Here is a 16,248-nt window from a genome sequence, read left to right as displayed (position 1 = left end):
TAGTATGTGTTCTGCTGTTGCTTCGCGGTAGTGGCCAGTCACCACAACCTACCGCGCAGGGCCAGTCAATCAATCTTGTCGGGATTATTCAGGGTAGTATAGGATAATTCCCTACCACCCTTGCTTTGCTTTTGTAAAGCCGGGCTGTTGATGGCTATTCCTCACTAACCGGGCTATAAACTGCACTCCTTATGAGAAAGAAATCGCTTAGCCTGTTCCTTCTTGCCGCTACCCTATCACTCACCACAGCACTGGCGCAAACCCTTCGCCCGCCCGCCTACCCGCTCATTACCCACGACCCGTATTTCAGCATCTGGAGTACCACCGACCGGCTCACCGACAGCCCCACCCGCCACTGGACCGGCAAGCCGCAGTCGCTCGAAGGCATTGTGCGAGTCGATGGCCGGACGTATCAGTTTCTGGGCGGCTCGCCAACTGTATACAACGCGCTGCTGCCCACCGGCGAAGCGAAGCCATACATAGCCCAATACACCTTTACAGATCCCGGCGAAGGCTGGTCCACGCTGGACTACAACGCGCAGAGCTGGAAAACGGGGCCGGGACCATTCGGCGATACCCCCGAATCGCGTACGCCCTGGCTTAGTAGCCGCACCGACAAAAACGGCATTTACCTCCGGCGCGAATTTACTTATGATGGCAAAACCGACCCGTCGAAACTACTGCTCGCACTCAGCCATGACGATGATGTGTCGGTGTATCTGAACGGCGTACTGCTGGTGAGCAAACCCTGTTGCGCCGGCGAATACATCTACCTGGCGTTACCAACCGAAGGGCAGCAGGCGTTGCGCAAAGGCCGGAATGTACTGGCCGCGCACTGCGTGAGCCCGGTGGGGGCTTCCTTCATCGACATGGGGCTGGTCAGTCCGGCCGCGGTGCTAACGGTATCACAGGCGATCCAGACGAACGTCAACGTGACCGCCACCCAGACCGACTATACCTTCACAGCGGGTCAGGTTGAGCTGCACGCTAATTTCCTGTCGCCGCTTTTGCTCGACGAGTTGGAAGTGGTGGCCCGTCCCGTTAGCTACGTCACGTTCGAGGCGCGTTCGCTTGATGGACAACCCCATGCGGTTCAGGTTTATTTTGGCGAGGCGGCCACCGTGGCGACCAACACAACGGGTCAGGATGTGGTGACGAAAACCGGGCAGGGTTCCGGCCTCACCTTCGCCTCGGTCGGTACCAAAGCGCAGCCAGTATTGGGCCGCAAAGGCGATAACGTCCGCATCGACTGGGGATATGCCTATCTGGCGGTGCCGCAGGGGGAAGGCAACCGGGTAGTGGCTGGCCCGGCGGCGGCACTGAAGCAGGCATTTTCAAGTAAAGGCGCGCTGACCGCCAACGGCAAACCTGTGGCTGATGTGGCCAGTGACGTAACGCTGGCAACGGTGCTCAACCTCGGAAATGTATCTAAAGAAAGCACCGCCAAACACCTGCTGCTAGGCTACGACGACGTGTATTCAGTGCAGTATTTCGGCAAAAACCTGCGCGGCTGGTGGCACCGCGACCCCAACATGACGATGGAGAAAACACTGCAGGCCGCCGAAACAGATTACAACCGGATTCGGCAGAAAAGCACCGATTTCGACAAGCAACTCTACGATGAAGCCCGCAAAGCCGGTGGCAAGGAGTACGCCGATCTGTGCCAGTTGGCCTACCGACAAGCCATTGCCGCCCACAAAGTCGTGGCCGGACCAAAGGGCGAGGTGTTCTTCCTGTCGAAAGAGAACTTCTCCAACGGGTCCATCGGTACCGTCGACGTAACGTACCCATCGGCCCCGATGTTCCTGCTGTATAACAACGAGTTGGCTAAGGGTCTGCTTCGGTTCATCTTCGACTACAGCGAGTCGGGACGGTGGAAAAAAGACTTCCCGGCGCACGACATAGGTACGTACCCACTCGCCAACGGACAGACCTACGGCGAGGACATGCCCGTTGAAGAAGCCGGTAACATGATCATTCTGACGGCTGCCTCGGTGAAGATGGACGGTAACCCCAACTTCGCCCGAGAACACTGGCCCACGCTGACCAAATGGGTAGGCTTTCTGAAACGCGACGGCTTCGATCCCGGCAATCAGCTCTGCACCGATGACTTCGCCGGTCACCTGGCCCGCAACGCCAACCTGTCGGCCAAGGCCATTATGGGGATTGCCTGCTACGGACAGATGGCCCGGCAACTTGGCGACCAGAAAACCGCCGACGAGCACCTGACGCTAGCCCGCGACATGGCCCGAAGCTGGATGGACATGGCCAAATTAGATGACCATTATGCGCTGACGTTCGACAAAACGCCCGGTAGCTGGAGCCAGAAGTACAACATCGTTTGGGACAAGCTACTGGACCTCAACGTGTTTCCGAAAGAAGTGGCGAAAACGGAAATCGACTTTTACCTGAAGCAGCAAAAGCCCTACGGCCTACCCCTCGACAGCCGGAAAACCTACACTAAATCGGACTGGATCATCTGGACCGCCACCATGGCCGATTCAGACCGTGATTTCAAAGCGCTGATCGACCCCATCTGGAAGTACGCCAACGAAACTCCGTCGCGTGTACCCCTCGGCGACTGGCACGAAACCACCAACGCCAAACAAGTCGGTTTCCAGGCCCGCTCCGTCGTAGGCGGCTACTTCATCAAAATGCTTGACGAACGCCTCAAGCAGAAGAAGTAAGGTCATCGAACTAGGTACGTACCTGCGTATCAAAAAGCCGCGCTCAGTGTCAACTGGCGCGGCTTTTTGATACGCAGGTACGTTATACTACAGCTTCGTTGATAAGTTAAAACCTCCCCTTTCCGATTACCATACAGGGGCTTATGGCCGCTACGCTACTGAACGCAGGTGCATTGCCACCGGCTTCTCACCTTTAGTTTGATGTACCGCTAACTTAAAAACTTATTGATTATCAGCCATTATGTGAAAGGGCAAATCAACGGTTCAACTTTTACACCGGGCGAGCCTTGTAAATTTAACTTTGAAGCCGCGATAGACTTTACTCAACACATAGCTTGATCATAGATGAGACTGAAGGTCAATCAAAGACTCGCGCATTTCCCCGTGACAGCGTCTGAAATCAGCACATTTCCCCCGTATTTGAAGACATAGTCACTCGCTATGTTTGAAAGCCCGTAGGAGCAGTATTCATCTTTACCCGCTCGTTTGGCAACCATGCCGGAACCAAGTGCATAGATTGAATCATACGTGTCGCCTGCGTTATAGGTGTCGAGTTTAAAAAAGCTTACCGGGGGGCCAGAAACGCCAACATCATACCACAGACTACCATCTTTTTTCAAAGCATACATCTCATTATATAGCGCTGTTTTAGCAATTATTCTGACCCAGTCGGTATCCGTACCCACCTGTTGAACCTGCTGACTAGTTCTACCAGCACCCCATTGCCATAAAGTTCCGTCTTTCTTTAAGGCAACTGCCCCATTCGTTCTTACAGCAACATCTACCCAATCATTTCCGGGTAACACTTTTACTAGTTTAGACTTTGTGTCCAAAACCCCGAAAAGGTCGATATTTGGAAACCCCCACCCCCATACAGAACCATCTTTCTTTATAAGGAAAATGCGCGCCCCAAAAACTGAGATTTTCTGCCAGTCGACATCTGTTCCTACACGAGATATTAAAGGTCTATCAGTGGTGGTTCCGTCTAAAAAGTAGCTGGTCCCATCCGTGAAACCGCCTTTACCACATCCCCATAAACTCCCATCTTTCTTTATAGCAAGTGTAAATTCATTAGGTGCCCAATACACTGAAACCCAATCCTTATCTTCATTAACTTTGGCCGGAATCAAATTATTACCCGTCCGGCCTACGCGATCTTTTGTTCCCCAAAACCATAAGGTACCATCACTTTTTATAGCAAAAGTGGCATGGCCTGTGCTAACGCTCTGCCAATCTTTGTCAACCCCAACTTGTTGAGGAGTTAAAATTGTGACGGCTGGATCTCGCCCTATAAATTCTCCTTTACCAAAGGTCCATAAGGATCCATCTTTCTTGATATAAACTGTACTGTATGTATACGAAGCGAATACGTTATTTGTACTTGTCGTTCCTGGTACTAAAGCTATATTAGTGGGGGATGTTGTGTTGTTTACGTCTGTTTTTTTGCAAGAAATGGTGGTTAAAAACGCAAAAATGAGGCAGAAAAAAGTGTTTTTTTTCATGAAGTTATATAGGTGTGGAATGAATTAATTAAAAAGCACTAGCAAAGCATACTGAATTATATTGAAATTGTACGAATAAAAAGGGACAGTGATAGTACTTTTTAGTAGTGGTTGACTTGTGGACAAGCAAGGCACACACCAGCAGAGTTACTCACTATCAAACTGTTACTCACTCCCCCATGCCACTTACCTGGTTGGAGCACCCAACATTCAAATGAATAATAAGATCAGTAAATCACAAATTACTGACGATCAACTATACATAGCTGAATGATGAGTTATGAAAGACGTATATAAAAGCGGATTTGTTAGGAAATTAATCAATGTGCAATCATAGACAAATAGTAAGATGTCTACTAACTGACTAGCGAAATAAATATGGCCATTTACTAATCGGTAGGTGAAAGGAGCGTAGCCCCGCTTGGTTGCCTTATCATACAGCCGGCTCACTACTCCTATTTAAATTTGAATACCCGTTTGCTTACCTTTCCTTTCGCGCCTACGGCGTAGCAGGTGCCTTTGGCGCAGGCGACAGAGTGGAATCCTTCGAGATCGAGCCTGGTCCAGTTCTGGCCCTGATCGGCGGATAGGCTGGTGCCGGAGGGGCCAACCGCCAGCAGGTAGTCGCCGGGGAGCAGGGCAACGGCTTCTTTCAGACCGGGCGGGGTGGTTGCGGTGACGAGTTCCCACGTCTGGCCACCGTCGCGGGTAAGGGCGGCGTTGGCGCCCGGCAGGCTTTCCTGTTTGTAATTGCCGCCAACCACCATCCCGGTTTTCTCGCTGGAGAACTGCATACCGAACAGGCCCGTTGCTTCTCCGGCGGGCAAAGGCGTAGCGGCAACCGTCCACGTCCGGCCCTGATCGCTGGACCGGAACACGCGCCCGCTCGTAGCTCCGCCCGAGGCAATCCAGACGTTTCGCTTGCCCTGAACCACAAGGCTGGTTCCACTGGCGGCGAAGGCCGCTTCGTTGGGCTGCATGGGTGGTAGTTGCTCGGGCGGTACGGGTTGCCAGGTTTGGCCGCCATCGTCGGTGGTCAGGATGAACCACTTGCCGTTGATGGGATCGCCGAAGACAATCCCGTGCTGTTTATCCCAAAAGTCGAGCCCGTCCAGGAACACGCCGGGTTGCTGCGTTTGGTAGAGCAGCGTCCAGGACTGACCGCCGTTGGTGGTTTTGTAGATGCGGGCCTGGCCTTTTTCCGCCAGTCCGGCGCTCATAAGGTACGCCGTCTGGTCATCAACGGCTTTTACATCCCGGAAGTCGCAGGCCTGGGCGTCAGGTACGTTGCCGGTCTGCCACGTTCGGCCTCCATCGGTGGTATGGACGAAGGTCCCTTTGGTGCCGCCGATCCAGACTACATCAGGGCCGACTACGCTGACCGACCGGAAACTGGCGTCGGTCTTGACAGCCTGCGGTTGCCATTGAGCCAGGGCCGGTACCATATTGAACAGGAAGAACAGACTTCCGAAAAATTGCCTTATAGCCACTCCTTTACCCATTTAAATACGTGTACTCGCTTCGGTTCAACTCAAACTCACGGTGATACCAATCGCCATGTGCAAATAGATGGCACCCGCCCCGATGGCCAAACTCATCCTCGGCACAGAGTATAACACAGTTATCGACCCTGTTGCTGCCACCATACTTAGCAGACCGTATATGATGACCTTCGGCTCGCATACCCAGCCGGTCGACATATTTTCCGCAAATACCACAACGCCCCTTCTGTCGCATCTTCGCCAGCGCCAGCGTATGTGGTGTGAAATCGTTGGGTCTTGCCATAAGATGAGAACAGATGCACCCGGCGGGGTAAGTACCAGCCAGTTATGCAATCCTAGACAAATAACCAGATGGCTGCAAGTTGACGGATGGAATACTCCTGTTTGTTTACTGATCGGTGAGTAAGCGGGAAATCACACGGTTTCAGAGCGATTCGTCAAGGAGCGGGTTGAGGTAAACTAACAGACTCCCGTCTCCCGGATGACAAAAAGACGGCCACTCAATCGTTTCCCGTTGAGTGGCCGCTTTTCCATAGAGACGGAACGTACCTGAGAGCCGCTATGGTTTTGGCTGAAGCAGTTCGGCTAGTTTCTTGCCCAGTTCTTCGCCGCGGATATTTTTGGCCAGAATCTTGCCATCGGGGCCGATCAGGAAGTTCTGCGGAATAGCCCGAACACCGTAGAGTTTAGCGACGTCGTTATCCCAATATTTCAGGTCCGACACCTGCGTCCAGGCCAGGCCATCTTTATGAATGGCTCTCAACCAGGCTTCCTTCGCAGTAGGTCTATCGAGCGATACACCCAGTACGGTGAAGTTTTTGTCTTTGAACTGATGAAAGTTCTTTACCACGTTGGGGTTTTCCTGCCGACAGGGGCCGCACCACGAGGCCCAGAAATCGACCAGCACGTATTTACCTTTGAAATCGCTCAGGGCTACGGCTTTGCCCAGCGTATCGGCCTGGGTGAACGCAGGGGCCATTGCGCCAACCGACGTAGCCTTGATCGCAGCAAGCGTTTTGGCGTACTCCTGACCAGCTTTACTGGTTTTCACCTTGTCGGAAAGGCCATCGAATACGGGCCCTACTTCGGCGTATTCCGGTGTGTAACCGCCATAAGCTTTCAGGGCATCCAGACTAACCTGACTGGTTGGATTCGCCTTGATAAAGGCTGCCTGCACGGCTTTCTGCTCACCTTCGATAGCTTCGTAGCGCTTATCCAATGACTCACTGAACGCCTTCTCTTTCCGCTGTTCGGGCGTGGCAGCCTGGTATTCTTTCATCAACGCCGCCATCTTATCCGAAGCCGGTTTAAGGCTTTTTTTCAGCTTCTGGTCGTCAACGTTCAGCGGCGTGCCACTAACCACGGCATTGGCGAGCGAATCGGGGCTGGCCAGCATGATGGTGCCGGGTTCGAGGTACAGGCTCGTGGCGGCAATAGGGCGGGTACGACTAAATCCGGTACCTACTTTATCAATGAAGAGTGTGGCTTTCGTGGGGTCTTCTACTGTTCCTTTGAAGGTGAACGCACCATTCACAAGCTGTACCGAGTCCATCGTCGGTGTCTGACCAGGGCCGTAGCGGAGGTACGCTTTGGCCGGTGCCGATAGGTTGCCAACCTTACCGGTGAGCGTGAAGGCGCCGCTTTGTGCAAATCCGGCCAGTGGCAGGAGGGCGAATGCCAGTGATACTACGTTTTTCACAATCGTTATCAAGGTTGTTTTAACGTAATAATAACAGGTACAGCCTACTGGTTAACCGGTTCAGTTAACTTTTAATGAAAATTATAGCGTCGCCGGGCTACTTACTTAGCTCAATCTAATTGAAAAGCCGTCAGTTCTTAGTTAGTGAATTCATGCCTCAAGGCTTAATTGAATTACGTCATTTCATTTAGCCTATATATCTATAGATTTTATAGTATTCAAAGGCGATGGGTTTCTCGTAGCGCAGATTGTGTTCTTGTTTAAAAGCTTCGCTGTGTGTATTGCTTTCGCTGGGCCCTTCGACAGGCTCGGCGGAAGCAATACACACAGCGAAGCTTTTAAACAAGAACACAATCTGCGCTACGAGAATCGCCACCTTTCCACTGCCTTTAGGGTTTACCCTGAATTTTAGGCTGGTAGGGTTTACGGTATAAAATAACCCCTTGTCCAATCCTAGTTTTGCTATTAATAATTCTATTTATCTGATGCATTTTGGCAACGTATTACTGCTTTATTCAACTCAACAGACTGACAAATGAACTGCCCGCTTATTCCTTTCGAATTGCCTGGCTCATGACGGCTTCTTATTAAGAAAAACCCGTCTCCCGCTTCCTTACCATTTTCCTCTTCCGATGTATACCCCTGCCGTTTGCCGATCTGCTGATTGGGCGATACGGCTATGCTGTCATTACCAGTCTCACAGTCAATGCTTTTTTAGTACTCAACAAAGTCAATTACTCTCCAAACGTATGAGAAAACATATGCTCTCGGGATTCTTCCTGGTTAGCAGCCTGTCGGCACTTTATGCCGGCGACCACTTGCCGGAACAAGCTCAGGTAAGCCGAAACGCCGTTGTTTCGGTCAAGAATAGACAGGAAACTGCCGCCAAAGACATAGACCCCAACGGGTTGGTTCGGGGAACAGTGACCGACGACAAGGGCGGCGTACTGCCCGGCGCAACCGTGTCGATCAAGGGCACGCAGGTTGGTACGACGACCGACGGGCAGGGTAAATTCGCGCTGAACGTACCTGATGGCGGCCCACAAACGCTGGTGATTTCGTTTATTGGCTACACTACGCAGGAAGTGCCCGTTGGCAACCGGCAGGTGTTTACGATTAAACTGGTAGCGGCTGATAATCAACTGAATGATGTGGTTGTAATCGGTTACGGTACGCAGCGTCGGCAAGATGTGAACGGGGCTATATCGAGCGTTCGCGCCGAAGAGATCGCTAACATTCCGCAGACCAGTATCGACCAGCTTTTGCAGGGCCGCGCCGCCGGTTTGAGCATTACCCAGAACTCGGGGCAGCCCGGTAGCTCCACATCGGTGCGTATCCGAGGGGTGACTTCCCTAACGGGGAGCAGCGAACCGCTGTACGTGATTGACGGGGTACCCATATCGGGCGATGCCAACAACCAGAGCACCAGCGGCCGATCACCGTTGCAAAATTTCAACGGCAGTGGTCAAAGCGGCGTGAGTCCGCTGTCATCGATCAACCCAAACGATATTGAGTCGATCGACGTGTTGAAAGATGCTTCAGCCACGGCCATTTACGGAAACCGCGCCGCCAATGGTGTGATCATCATCACCACAAAACGGGGTAAGAACGGCACCGCCCGCATCGCCTACGATGGGTACGTGGGCGTGCAAACCCCGTCGAAATACCTGAGTCTGATGAAGTTACCGCAATACGCCAAACTGCAAAACGACCTGGCCGATCTGTACGGCACCCAGCGCCGGGCCGAGTTTGCCGACCCGAGCCTGCTGCCCGAAGGGACCGACTGGCAACGATCGGTGTTCAATTCGGCCATCATGCAGAATCACCAGTTGTCGATCTCTGGCGGGGCCAACGGCATCAACTATTACGTGTCGGGCGGCTACCTGAAGCAGGATGGTATCGTGATCGGCTCGGGCTTCGACCGGTATACGTTCCGTACCAACGTCGACGGGCAGGTGAAACCGTGGTTCAAAGTGGGGCTTTCGCTGACGGGCAGCAGTTCCAACGACCGCGTAACGCTGAACGATAATGTGAACGGAATCATCTACCTGGCCATGTTGCAGGCACCCGACGTAGCCGTGCGCAACCCGGACGGGTCGTTCGCCGGGCCACCAAACGACCCGAACGCTACGGCGGGCGTGATCAACCCGGTGGCGCAGGCGCTGAACACTACCAACCGGCTGAACCGCATGGGGTTGAACGGAAACCTGTATGCCGACATCAAGTTCTCGAACAGCCTGTCGTTCCGAACCGAACTGGGTGGGGATTTCAACAATTCCGACAACATCTACTTCGTACCGACCTATTCATACGGTCGCTTTGTGAACACGACGGCTACGCTGAATCAGCGGTGGCAGAAATCGTCATTCAACATCGTGAAGAACTACCTGACCTATACCCACACGTTTGGCGGAAACCACAATGTAACGGGCTTGCTGGGGCATGAAGTACAGATTTCGCGCTGGAATGGCATCGAAGGCTACCGGGCCGGTTTCTACAGCAATGATGTAAAAACGCTGAACCTGGGCGAAGCAGCCACGGCAACCAACAACGAATTTAAAGGCAGCCAGTCGCTGGAATCGGTGTATGCGCGGGCCATCTACGGCTACAAAGACCGCTACAGCCTGACCGCCACGATCCGCGCCGACCGCTCGTCGAAGTTTGCGCAGGGGCAGCAGGTAGGCTATTTTCCATCGTTTGCCGCCTCGTGGCGGATCATTGAAGAGCCGTTTATGTCGGGCCTGAAAAGCTCCGTCAACGACCTGCGTATTCGGGTGGGCTACGGGGCCGTGGGCAACCAGCAAATCTCGAACTACCTGTACGGGTCGTCGCTGTCGCCAACGGCCACGGGCCTCGGCACCGGCTTCCTCACCGACCGGATTGCCAACCCGAACCTGAAGTGGGAAAGCAACACACAGGTGAATGCCGGGGTAGACGTGACCCTGCTCAACAGCCGCATCAACGCCACCGTCGATGTGTATAACAAGCTGTCGAAAAACTTCCTGTACCAACTGCCGCTGCCCGCCTACCTGATTGGCGACGCCAACTACCTGGGTGGTATTTCGTCGCCCTACGTAAACCTGGGCCAGATGCAAAACCGGGGTATCGACATCACGGTGACCTCGAAAAACATCGCGAAAGACAACTTGCAGTGGAATACGACATTCATTTTTTCGCATTACAAAAACCAGGTAAAAGAGCTGTCGGAGAATTTCACTGAGATCATCAACAGCGTGTACACGGGCTTCCTGAACGTACCTGTAACCCGCACGGTGGTTGGGCAACCGATTGGCCAGTTCTACGGCTACAAGGTGAAGGGCCTGTTCCAGACGGCCGAGCAACTGGCAGCGGCCCCCAAACAATTTAACCGGCCGGTGCAGAACTCGAGCGGCGGTACGTGGCTGGGTGATGTGCAATATGAGGACGTAAACGGCGATGGTGTGGTGAACGAACAGGACCGGACCATCATTGGCAACCCGAACCCGACGTTCACCTTTGGCCTCACCAACACATTCACCTATAAGTCGTTTGATGTAAGTCTGTTCCTGCAAGGGTCATACGGGGCCAAAATCCTGAACCTGACCCGCCGCACCGTTGGTGGTCTATCGAATTTGTACAATAATCAGTTCACGTTTGCCGGTAACTACTGGACGCCGACCAACACGAACACCGACGTACCTGCGCCGAAAAGTGGCAGCGATAACCCGAACCTGTTCATCTCGGATCGATTCATCGAAGATGGCTCATACGCCCGGATTCAGAACCTGAATATTGGCTACACGCTGCCTAAAGCGCTCATTCAGAAAGTAAAACTAAACCGGCTGAAAGTGTATACGAGCGTACAGAACCTTTACACCTTCACCAAGTACTCGGGCTACGACCCGGAGGTGGGTGCGTTCAACCAGAACTCGCTGCAAATGAACGTGGAAAATGGTCGTTACCCCATTCCGCGCACCTTCACCCTGGGCATCAACGCTGAATTTTAAGTCACTCAACAATCATGAACGTACCAACCAATAAATACCTCCTGGTCCTGCTGACGGCCGTTGGCGTTACGGTTTCCGGCTGCAAAGACTCGTTTTTCAACCGCCCGCCCGAAGACGCCCTTACGCTCGACAGCTACTACCAGACTCCCGAACAGGTGAAGGCCAGCACCAACGCGCTGTATAACGTACCCTGGTTCGATTTCAACAACAAAGCCTTCTGGGCCATCACCGAACTGTCGGGCGGGAATGCGCGTACCTACTCGGGCGACGTCATCAACTTCGGCAACTTCTCGGTAACGGCCGATAACAATGAACTGACCAACGGCTGGAAATCGCTCTTCTCGGTGGTGGCGCAGTCGAACGCGATCATTAATAACCTGCCCGCCAAAGTACCCGCCACGGTTGACCGGGCGGTGGTGAACAATGCCCTTGGCGAAGCGCACCTGATGCGGGCCGTGGCTTATTTTTACCTTGTGCGCTTGTGGGGCAACGTACCCATCATCGAAAACACGCTCGATTATGTGTATTCGCCCAAGATCAATACCAACCCGGTAACGGACGTGTACAAGTTCATCATCCGCGATCTGGAATTTGCGGAGGCAAACTGCACGAAGAAGATTCGCAGCGGCACATCGGTCGAGAACGGTCACGTATCGAGCGGGTCGGCGTCGGCGATGCTGGCGAAGGTGTATCTGTACATGCAGAACTACGCGCAGGCACGTACCTACGCCGAAAAAGTGATCAACAGCGGCGAGTTCAAACTCTATGGCGCCCAGGTGCCCGGCCGCACGTTTGCCGATCTGTTCAGAACGGCAAACAATAACAATGAAGAGTCGATCATTGCCTTGCAGTGGGTTGGCGGTGGGCAGTATGGCCGCGGCAATTCGATGCAGGCCTCGTTTGCCATCAGCTCGCAGATTACCGGAACCGGCGACGGGTACGGCGTAATCGGGCCCACGCTTGACCTACAGGCCGACTACGCCAAAGAACCGGGTGATGCCCGTCGTAAAGCCACGATCATGCTGGCGGGCGACGTGTATCCCGAACTGAACTCGGCAGGCGGCGGCTACACGGTGCCCGCCGACGTGAACGCGCAGAACACTAAGGCAGGCATCAGAAAGTATGTGGTAGGTACCCGCGCCGACAACGGTGGGCTGGGAGCGGCTCAGTCTGCCGGGAACAACACCTACATTATGCGCTATTCGGAAGTGCTGCTGATCGAAGCCGAAGCCGTACTGGCCGGGGCTGCCAGCACCAGTGCTCCCGCCGCGCTGACGCCGTTTAACCTGGTCCGCAGCCGGGTAGGGCTGGCCCCGAAAGCGACGATTACCCAGGCCGACATCCTTCGCGAACGCCGCCTGGAACTGGCCATCGAAGGCGACTACTGGTTCGATCTGGGCCGCCTCGACGGATTCAACGCCACAACGCACCCGAAGGCCATTGCCATCATCGGCCAGCAGGAACGGGGTACGTACAGCAACGACAAAACGCAGGTGTATTCAGAGCACTATACGCCAACAAACGACCGGTTCCTGTTCCCGTATCCATCCACCGAAACGGCGATCAACCCGCTGCTGAGCCAGACGCCTGTTCCTTACACGTTTAAATAAATGTCATTACGCTGCGCTGTCATTAGCCTTCGGCGTCACTAAGCGGGCATTGGTTATTATTCGTCGTAAAAGCAATAAATGACAACCAATGACTACTTAATGACGCCGAAGGCTAATGACAGCGCAGCGTAATAACCAGTATCTTCTATGAAAAAGATCATCAACTATAGCCTGCTTCTCCTGAGCTTACTGGGTGTTGTCGGCACCTTCGACGCTTGCCAGAAAGGCGACGACGTGGCTCCGGCCCCAACCATTACGCGGGTGCGCACGGTGAGCAAAGACTCAGCCTATACCTATCAGGCTCAATACAATCTGGATTCGAGCTACGCGGCTACCCGCACCTCGCCGGTCAAATTCGACTCAACCACGGCGCTGGGTAAGCCAGGTACGTTGTATGCCATTATCGGTCAAAACCTGAAAACAGTTTCGGCGGTGTATTTCAACGATGTAAACGCGTATTTCAACCCCGCACTGGTCACCGACAACTCGATCCTGATTGCTATTCCGCTGACAACACCGTTTACGGGCAGCAACAAACTGCGGGTCGTTACGTCGGGCGGCACTACTGAATATACGTTCGGCATTCAGCAACCGGCTCCGATCATTACCAAGGTAGATCAGTTGGCGGGGCAGGCGGGCGACGTGATTACGATCACCGGCACCACGTTCGATAATGTCAGCGCAGTTAGTTTCGGCACGGCAGCGGCAACGATCATCGAAAAATCGTCGACCCAACTGAAGGTATCGGTACCGGCTTCGGTGTCAACGGCTACGATCTCCGTGAAAACACCGGGCGGTACGGCGGCGTACGGCATTCTGTTTGGCTTCACCACGCCGGTTTTCACCGATGCCTACGCGGCTGGCTGGTCGGCGGGTGGCTTCAATGGTACGTCTACTGTTCCCTCGACAGGCGCGGTGAAACGGGGTACCGGATCGCTTAAATTCGAGTATACAGGCGGTTATGGCGGCTTTCAGATGTTCTACGGCGGCACCCCAATTGCGCTGGCAACGGCTACCGGCGTCAAGTTTTCGATCTATGGCGGGCCGGGTACGGAAGGTAAAGTGGTGAAACTGGTCGTGAACGGAAACTATGATAAAGGCGTGCAACTCGTGCTCCATGCCGGTACCTGGACAGATTACGCCGTCCTACTCTCGTCACTGGGTGCCACTGGTAACCTGACCGAAATAACCCTACAGGAATTCAGCGGCAACGCACCGTCAGTCATCTACATCGATGATCTCGGCCTGTATTAAGTAATGTTGCTTTAGGCTGTAGGCCCAGTCGAAGGGCCTACAGCCTAAAGCAACAACTAACTTACATTTATAACCTTCCTATACCCTTAAATCAATGCGCAAAACATTACTCAACTGGCTCCTTCTGGGATGCCTTATTGCCAACCAGCCCGCCAACGCACAGACCGGGCTATCCGAACGTATCCGGCTGAATCAGATCGGCTTTTACCCTGCTGCCGCCAAAGTGGCCATCATCGTCGATGAGCAGGGTGGAGCAGCGGCCAATGTGTTTCAGGTGACAACGTCCGATGGCAAGAAGGTAGTTTACTCAGGTACGTTGAGCGAACCGCGCAAGAATGTAATTTCCGGCAAAATGGCCCGTACTGCCGATTTTTCATCGTTTCGAACCACGGGTACGTATGTGGTGAACGTACCCGGACTGGGTTACTCCTACCCGTTTGCCATTCGCCCGGATGTCCATCATGGTGTAGCCGCGGGGGCCCTCAAAGGTTTTTATTACCAGCGTGTGTCCACTGAGTTACCTGAAAAGTTTGCCGGACAATGGCATCGCCCAGCCGGTCATCCCGACAACCACGTGCTGATCCATCCGTCGGCAGCGTCGGCCAGCCGACCGGCTGGAACGGTGATTTCATCGCCCTGGGGCTGGTACGACGCGGGCGATTACAACAAGTATATTGTGAACTCGGGCATTACGCTGGGTACGTTGCTGTCGCTCTACGAAGACTTCCCCGACTACTGTAAAACACTGACAGTCAACATTCCCGAAAGCAAAAACAAGCTCCCCGATCTGCTCGACGAGTCGCTTTGGAACCTGCGCTGGATGATGACCATGCAGGATCCGGCCGACGGCGGTGTGTACCACAAGCTGACCAATGCCAAATTCGACGGTATGGAGATGCCCGATAAGGTGAAGCCGACTGAGCGATATGTAGTGCAGAAAAGCGTGACCGCTGCGCTTGATTTCGCCGCCGTGATGGCGCAGTCAGCCCGGATTTTCAAGGGGTATTCTCGTGAACTGCCCGGCCTGGCCGATTCATGCAAAGCGGCCGCTATCAAAGCCTGGGACTGGGCGAAATTGAACCCGAAAGCGCTGTATAACCAGGATGCCATGAACAAGGAATTCGATCCTGATGTAGTGACCGGCACCTATGGCGACCGCAACGCCGACGACGAATGGATCTGGGCCGCCGCTGAACTGTATCTGACCACCAAAGACGACACGTATTACACAGCCGTCAACCTGTTTCCCGACGACAAAACGCCGTTGCCTTCATGGCCGCAGGTACGTACACTAGCCTACTATTCGCTGGCCCGTTTTAGTGATCAGCTTACGTCACGAGGAAAGCAGGATTTGCCAACACTGAAAAGCCACATCACGCAGTTGGCCGATCAGCTTCGGCAGGATGTCGACAAGCACGCGTTTCAGACACCAATGGGCAAGGCCGCCAGTGACTACATCTGGGGCAGCAGTGCCGTGGCAGCTAACCAGGGCATTGCGCTCATTCAGGCGTACCGGCTCACCAACGATGCAACGTACCTGGACGCAGCCCTGGCCAACATGGATTACCTGATGGGTCGCAACGCCGTGGGCTACTCGTTTGTCACGGGTTTCGGCAGCAAAACGCCGATGCACCCGCACCACCGCCCCTCCGTTGCCGATGGCATTGAAGCACCGGTTCCGGGCCTGCTCTCTGGTGGCACCAACGCCAACGCCGCCCGTCAGGATAAGTGCGCTGGCTATACCACAACCGTCGCCGACGAAGTTTTTTTCGATAATGACTGTTCCTACGCGTCCAATGAAATCGCCATAAACTGGAACGCCCCACTGGTGTATCTGGCCAACGCGCTGGAAGCGTTACAAGGTAAAATTGGTATGTCGGCGAAGAAATAGGCTTTTGATGTTACGCTGTTTTCTCGATTGTGAGTATTGCTTCGCTAGGTAGGCCCTTCGGCAGGCTCAGGGTGACAGGAAACTCAAGCAGGTGAATGACGCGACCTTGGGTGGGAT

9 protein-coding genes are annotated in these 16,248 nt (G+C 53.9%); 5 read left to right on the top strand and 4 right to left on the bottom strand.

Features of this window, described 5'->3' with window-relative positions:
* The first annotated feature begins 191 nt into the window (after positions 1 to 191).
* Entirely contained in the window at positions 192 to 2,687 is a 2,496-nt protein-coding gene (locus ACFE8Q_RS21940) for a glutaminase domain-containing protein (protein WP_375447591.1), read from the top strand.
* A gap of 362 nt (positions 2,688 to 3,049) precedes the next feature.
* Here ACFE8Q_RS21940 and ACFE8Q_RS21935 read toward each other — a convergent pair whose 3' ends face one another.
* From ACFE8Q_RS21935 to ACFE8Q_RS21920, 4 genes are all read right to left on the bottom strand, one after another.
* A complete protein-coding gene (locus ACFE8Q_RS21935) occupies positions 3,050 to 4,189 on the bottom strand; it encodes an RCC1 domain-containing protein (protein ID WP_375447590.1) in 1,140 nt (379 codons plus the stop codon).
* 455 nt (positions 4,190 to 4,644) lie between these two features.
* Entirely contained in the window at positions 4,645 to 5,634 is a 990-nt protein-coding gene (locus ACFE8Q_RS21930; protein ID WP_375447589.1) for a WD40/YVTN/BNR-like repeat-containing protein, read from the bottom strand.
* A gap of 49 nt (positions 5,635 to 5,683) precedes the next feature.
* Positions 5,684 to 5,974, bottom strand: a complete 291-nt coding sequence (locus ACFE8Q_RS21925) for an HNH endonuclease (protein ID WP_375447588.1) — start codon at positions 5,972 to 5,974, stop codon at positions 5,684 to 5,686.
* Positions 5,975 to 6,250: 276 nt separating this feature from the next.
* Positions 6,251 to 7,390 carry a redoxin domain-containing protein gene (locus ACFE8Q_RS21920; protein WP_375447587.1) on the bottom strand — a complete coding sequence of 380 codons (1,140 nt, stop codon included), beginning with the start codon at positions 7,388 to 7,390 and terminating at the stop codon, positions 6,251 to 6,253.
* Positions 7,391 to 8,139: 749 nt separating this feature from the next.
* On the opposite strand from ACFE8Q_RS21920, the gene ACFE8Q_RS21915 reads away from it, so the two are divergent.
* From ACFE8Q_RS21915 to ACFE8Q_RS21900, 4 genes are all read left to right on the top strand, one after another.
* Complete coding sequence (locus ACFE8Q_RS21915) at positions 8,140 to 11,376, top strand: SusC/RagA family TonB-linked outer membrane protein (RefSeq protein ID WP_375447586.1); 3,237 nt, start codon at positions 8,140 to 8,142, stop codon at positions 11,374 to 11,376.
* 14 nt (positions 11,377 to 11,390) lie between these two features.
* The gene (locus ACFE8Q_RS21910) at positions 11,391 to 12,986 is read left to right on the top strand and encodes a RagB/SusD family nutrient uptake outer membrane protein (protein ID WP_375447585.1); all 1,596 of its coding nucleotides are present in this window, start codon (positions 11,391 to 11,393) and stop codon (positions 12,984 to 12,986) included.
* A 147-nt stretch (positions 12,987 to 13,133) separates the two neighbouring features.
* Positions 13,134 to 14,240 (top strand): IPT/TIG domain-containing protein, encoded by a 1,107-nt coding sequence (locus ACFE8Q_RS21905; protein WP_375447584.1) that lies wholly within the window; start codon positions 13,134 to 13,136, stop codon positions 14,238 to 14,240.
* Positions 14,241 to 14,334: 94 nt separating this feature from the next.
* On the top strand, positions 14,335 to 16,131 hold the full coding sequence (locus ACFE8Q_RS21900) for a glycoside hydrolase family 9 protein (protein ID WP_375447583.1): 1,797 nt from the start codon (positions 14,335 to 14,337) through the stop codon (positions 16,129 to 16,131).
* Positions 16,132 to 16,248: the final 117 nt, after the last annotated feature.

Origin of the sequence: uncultured Fibrella sp. (genome assembly GCF_964250085.1) — a bacterium.
Classification (GTDB): Bacteria; Bacteroidota; Bacteroidia; order Cytophagales; family Spirosomataceae; genus Fibrella.
Note: the sequence above shows the minus strand (reverse complement) of the source record. Positions and strands in the feature narration are given on the sequence as shown.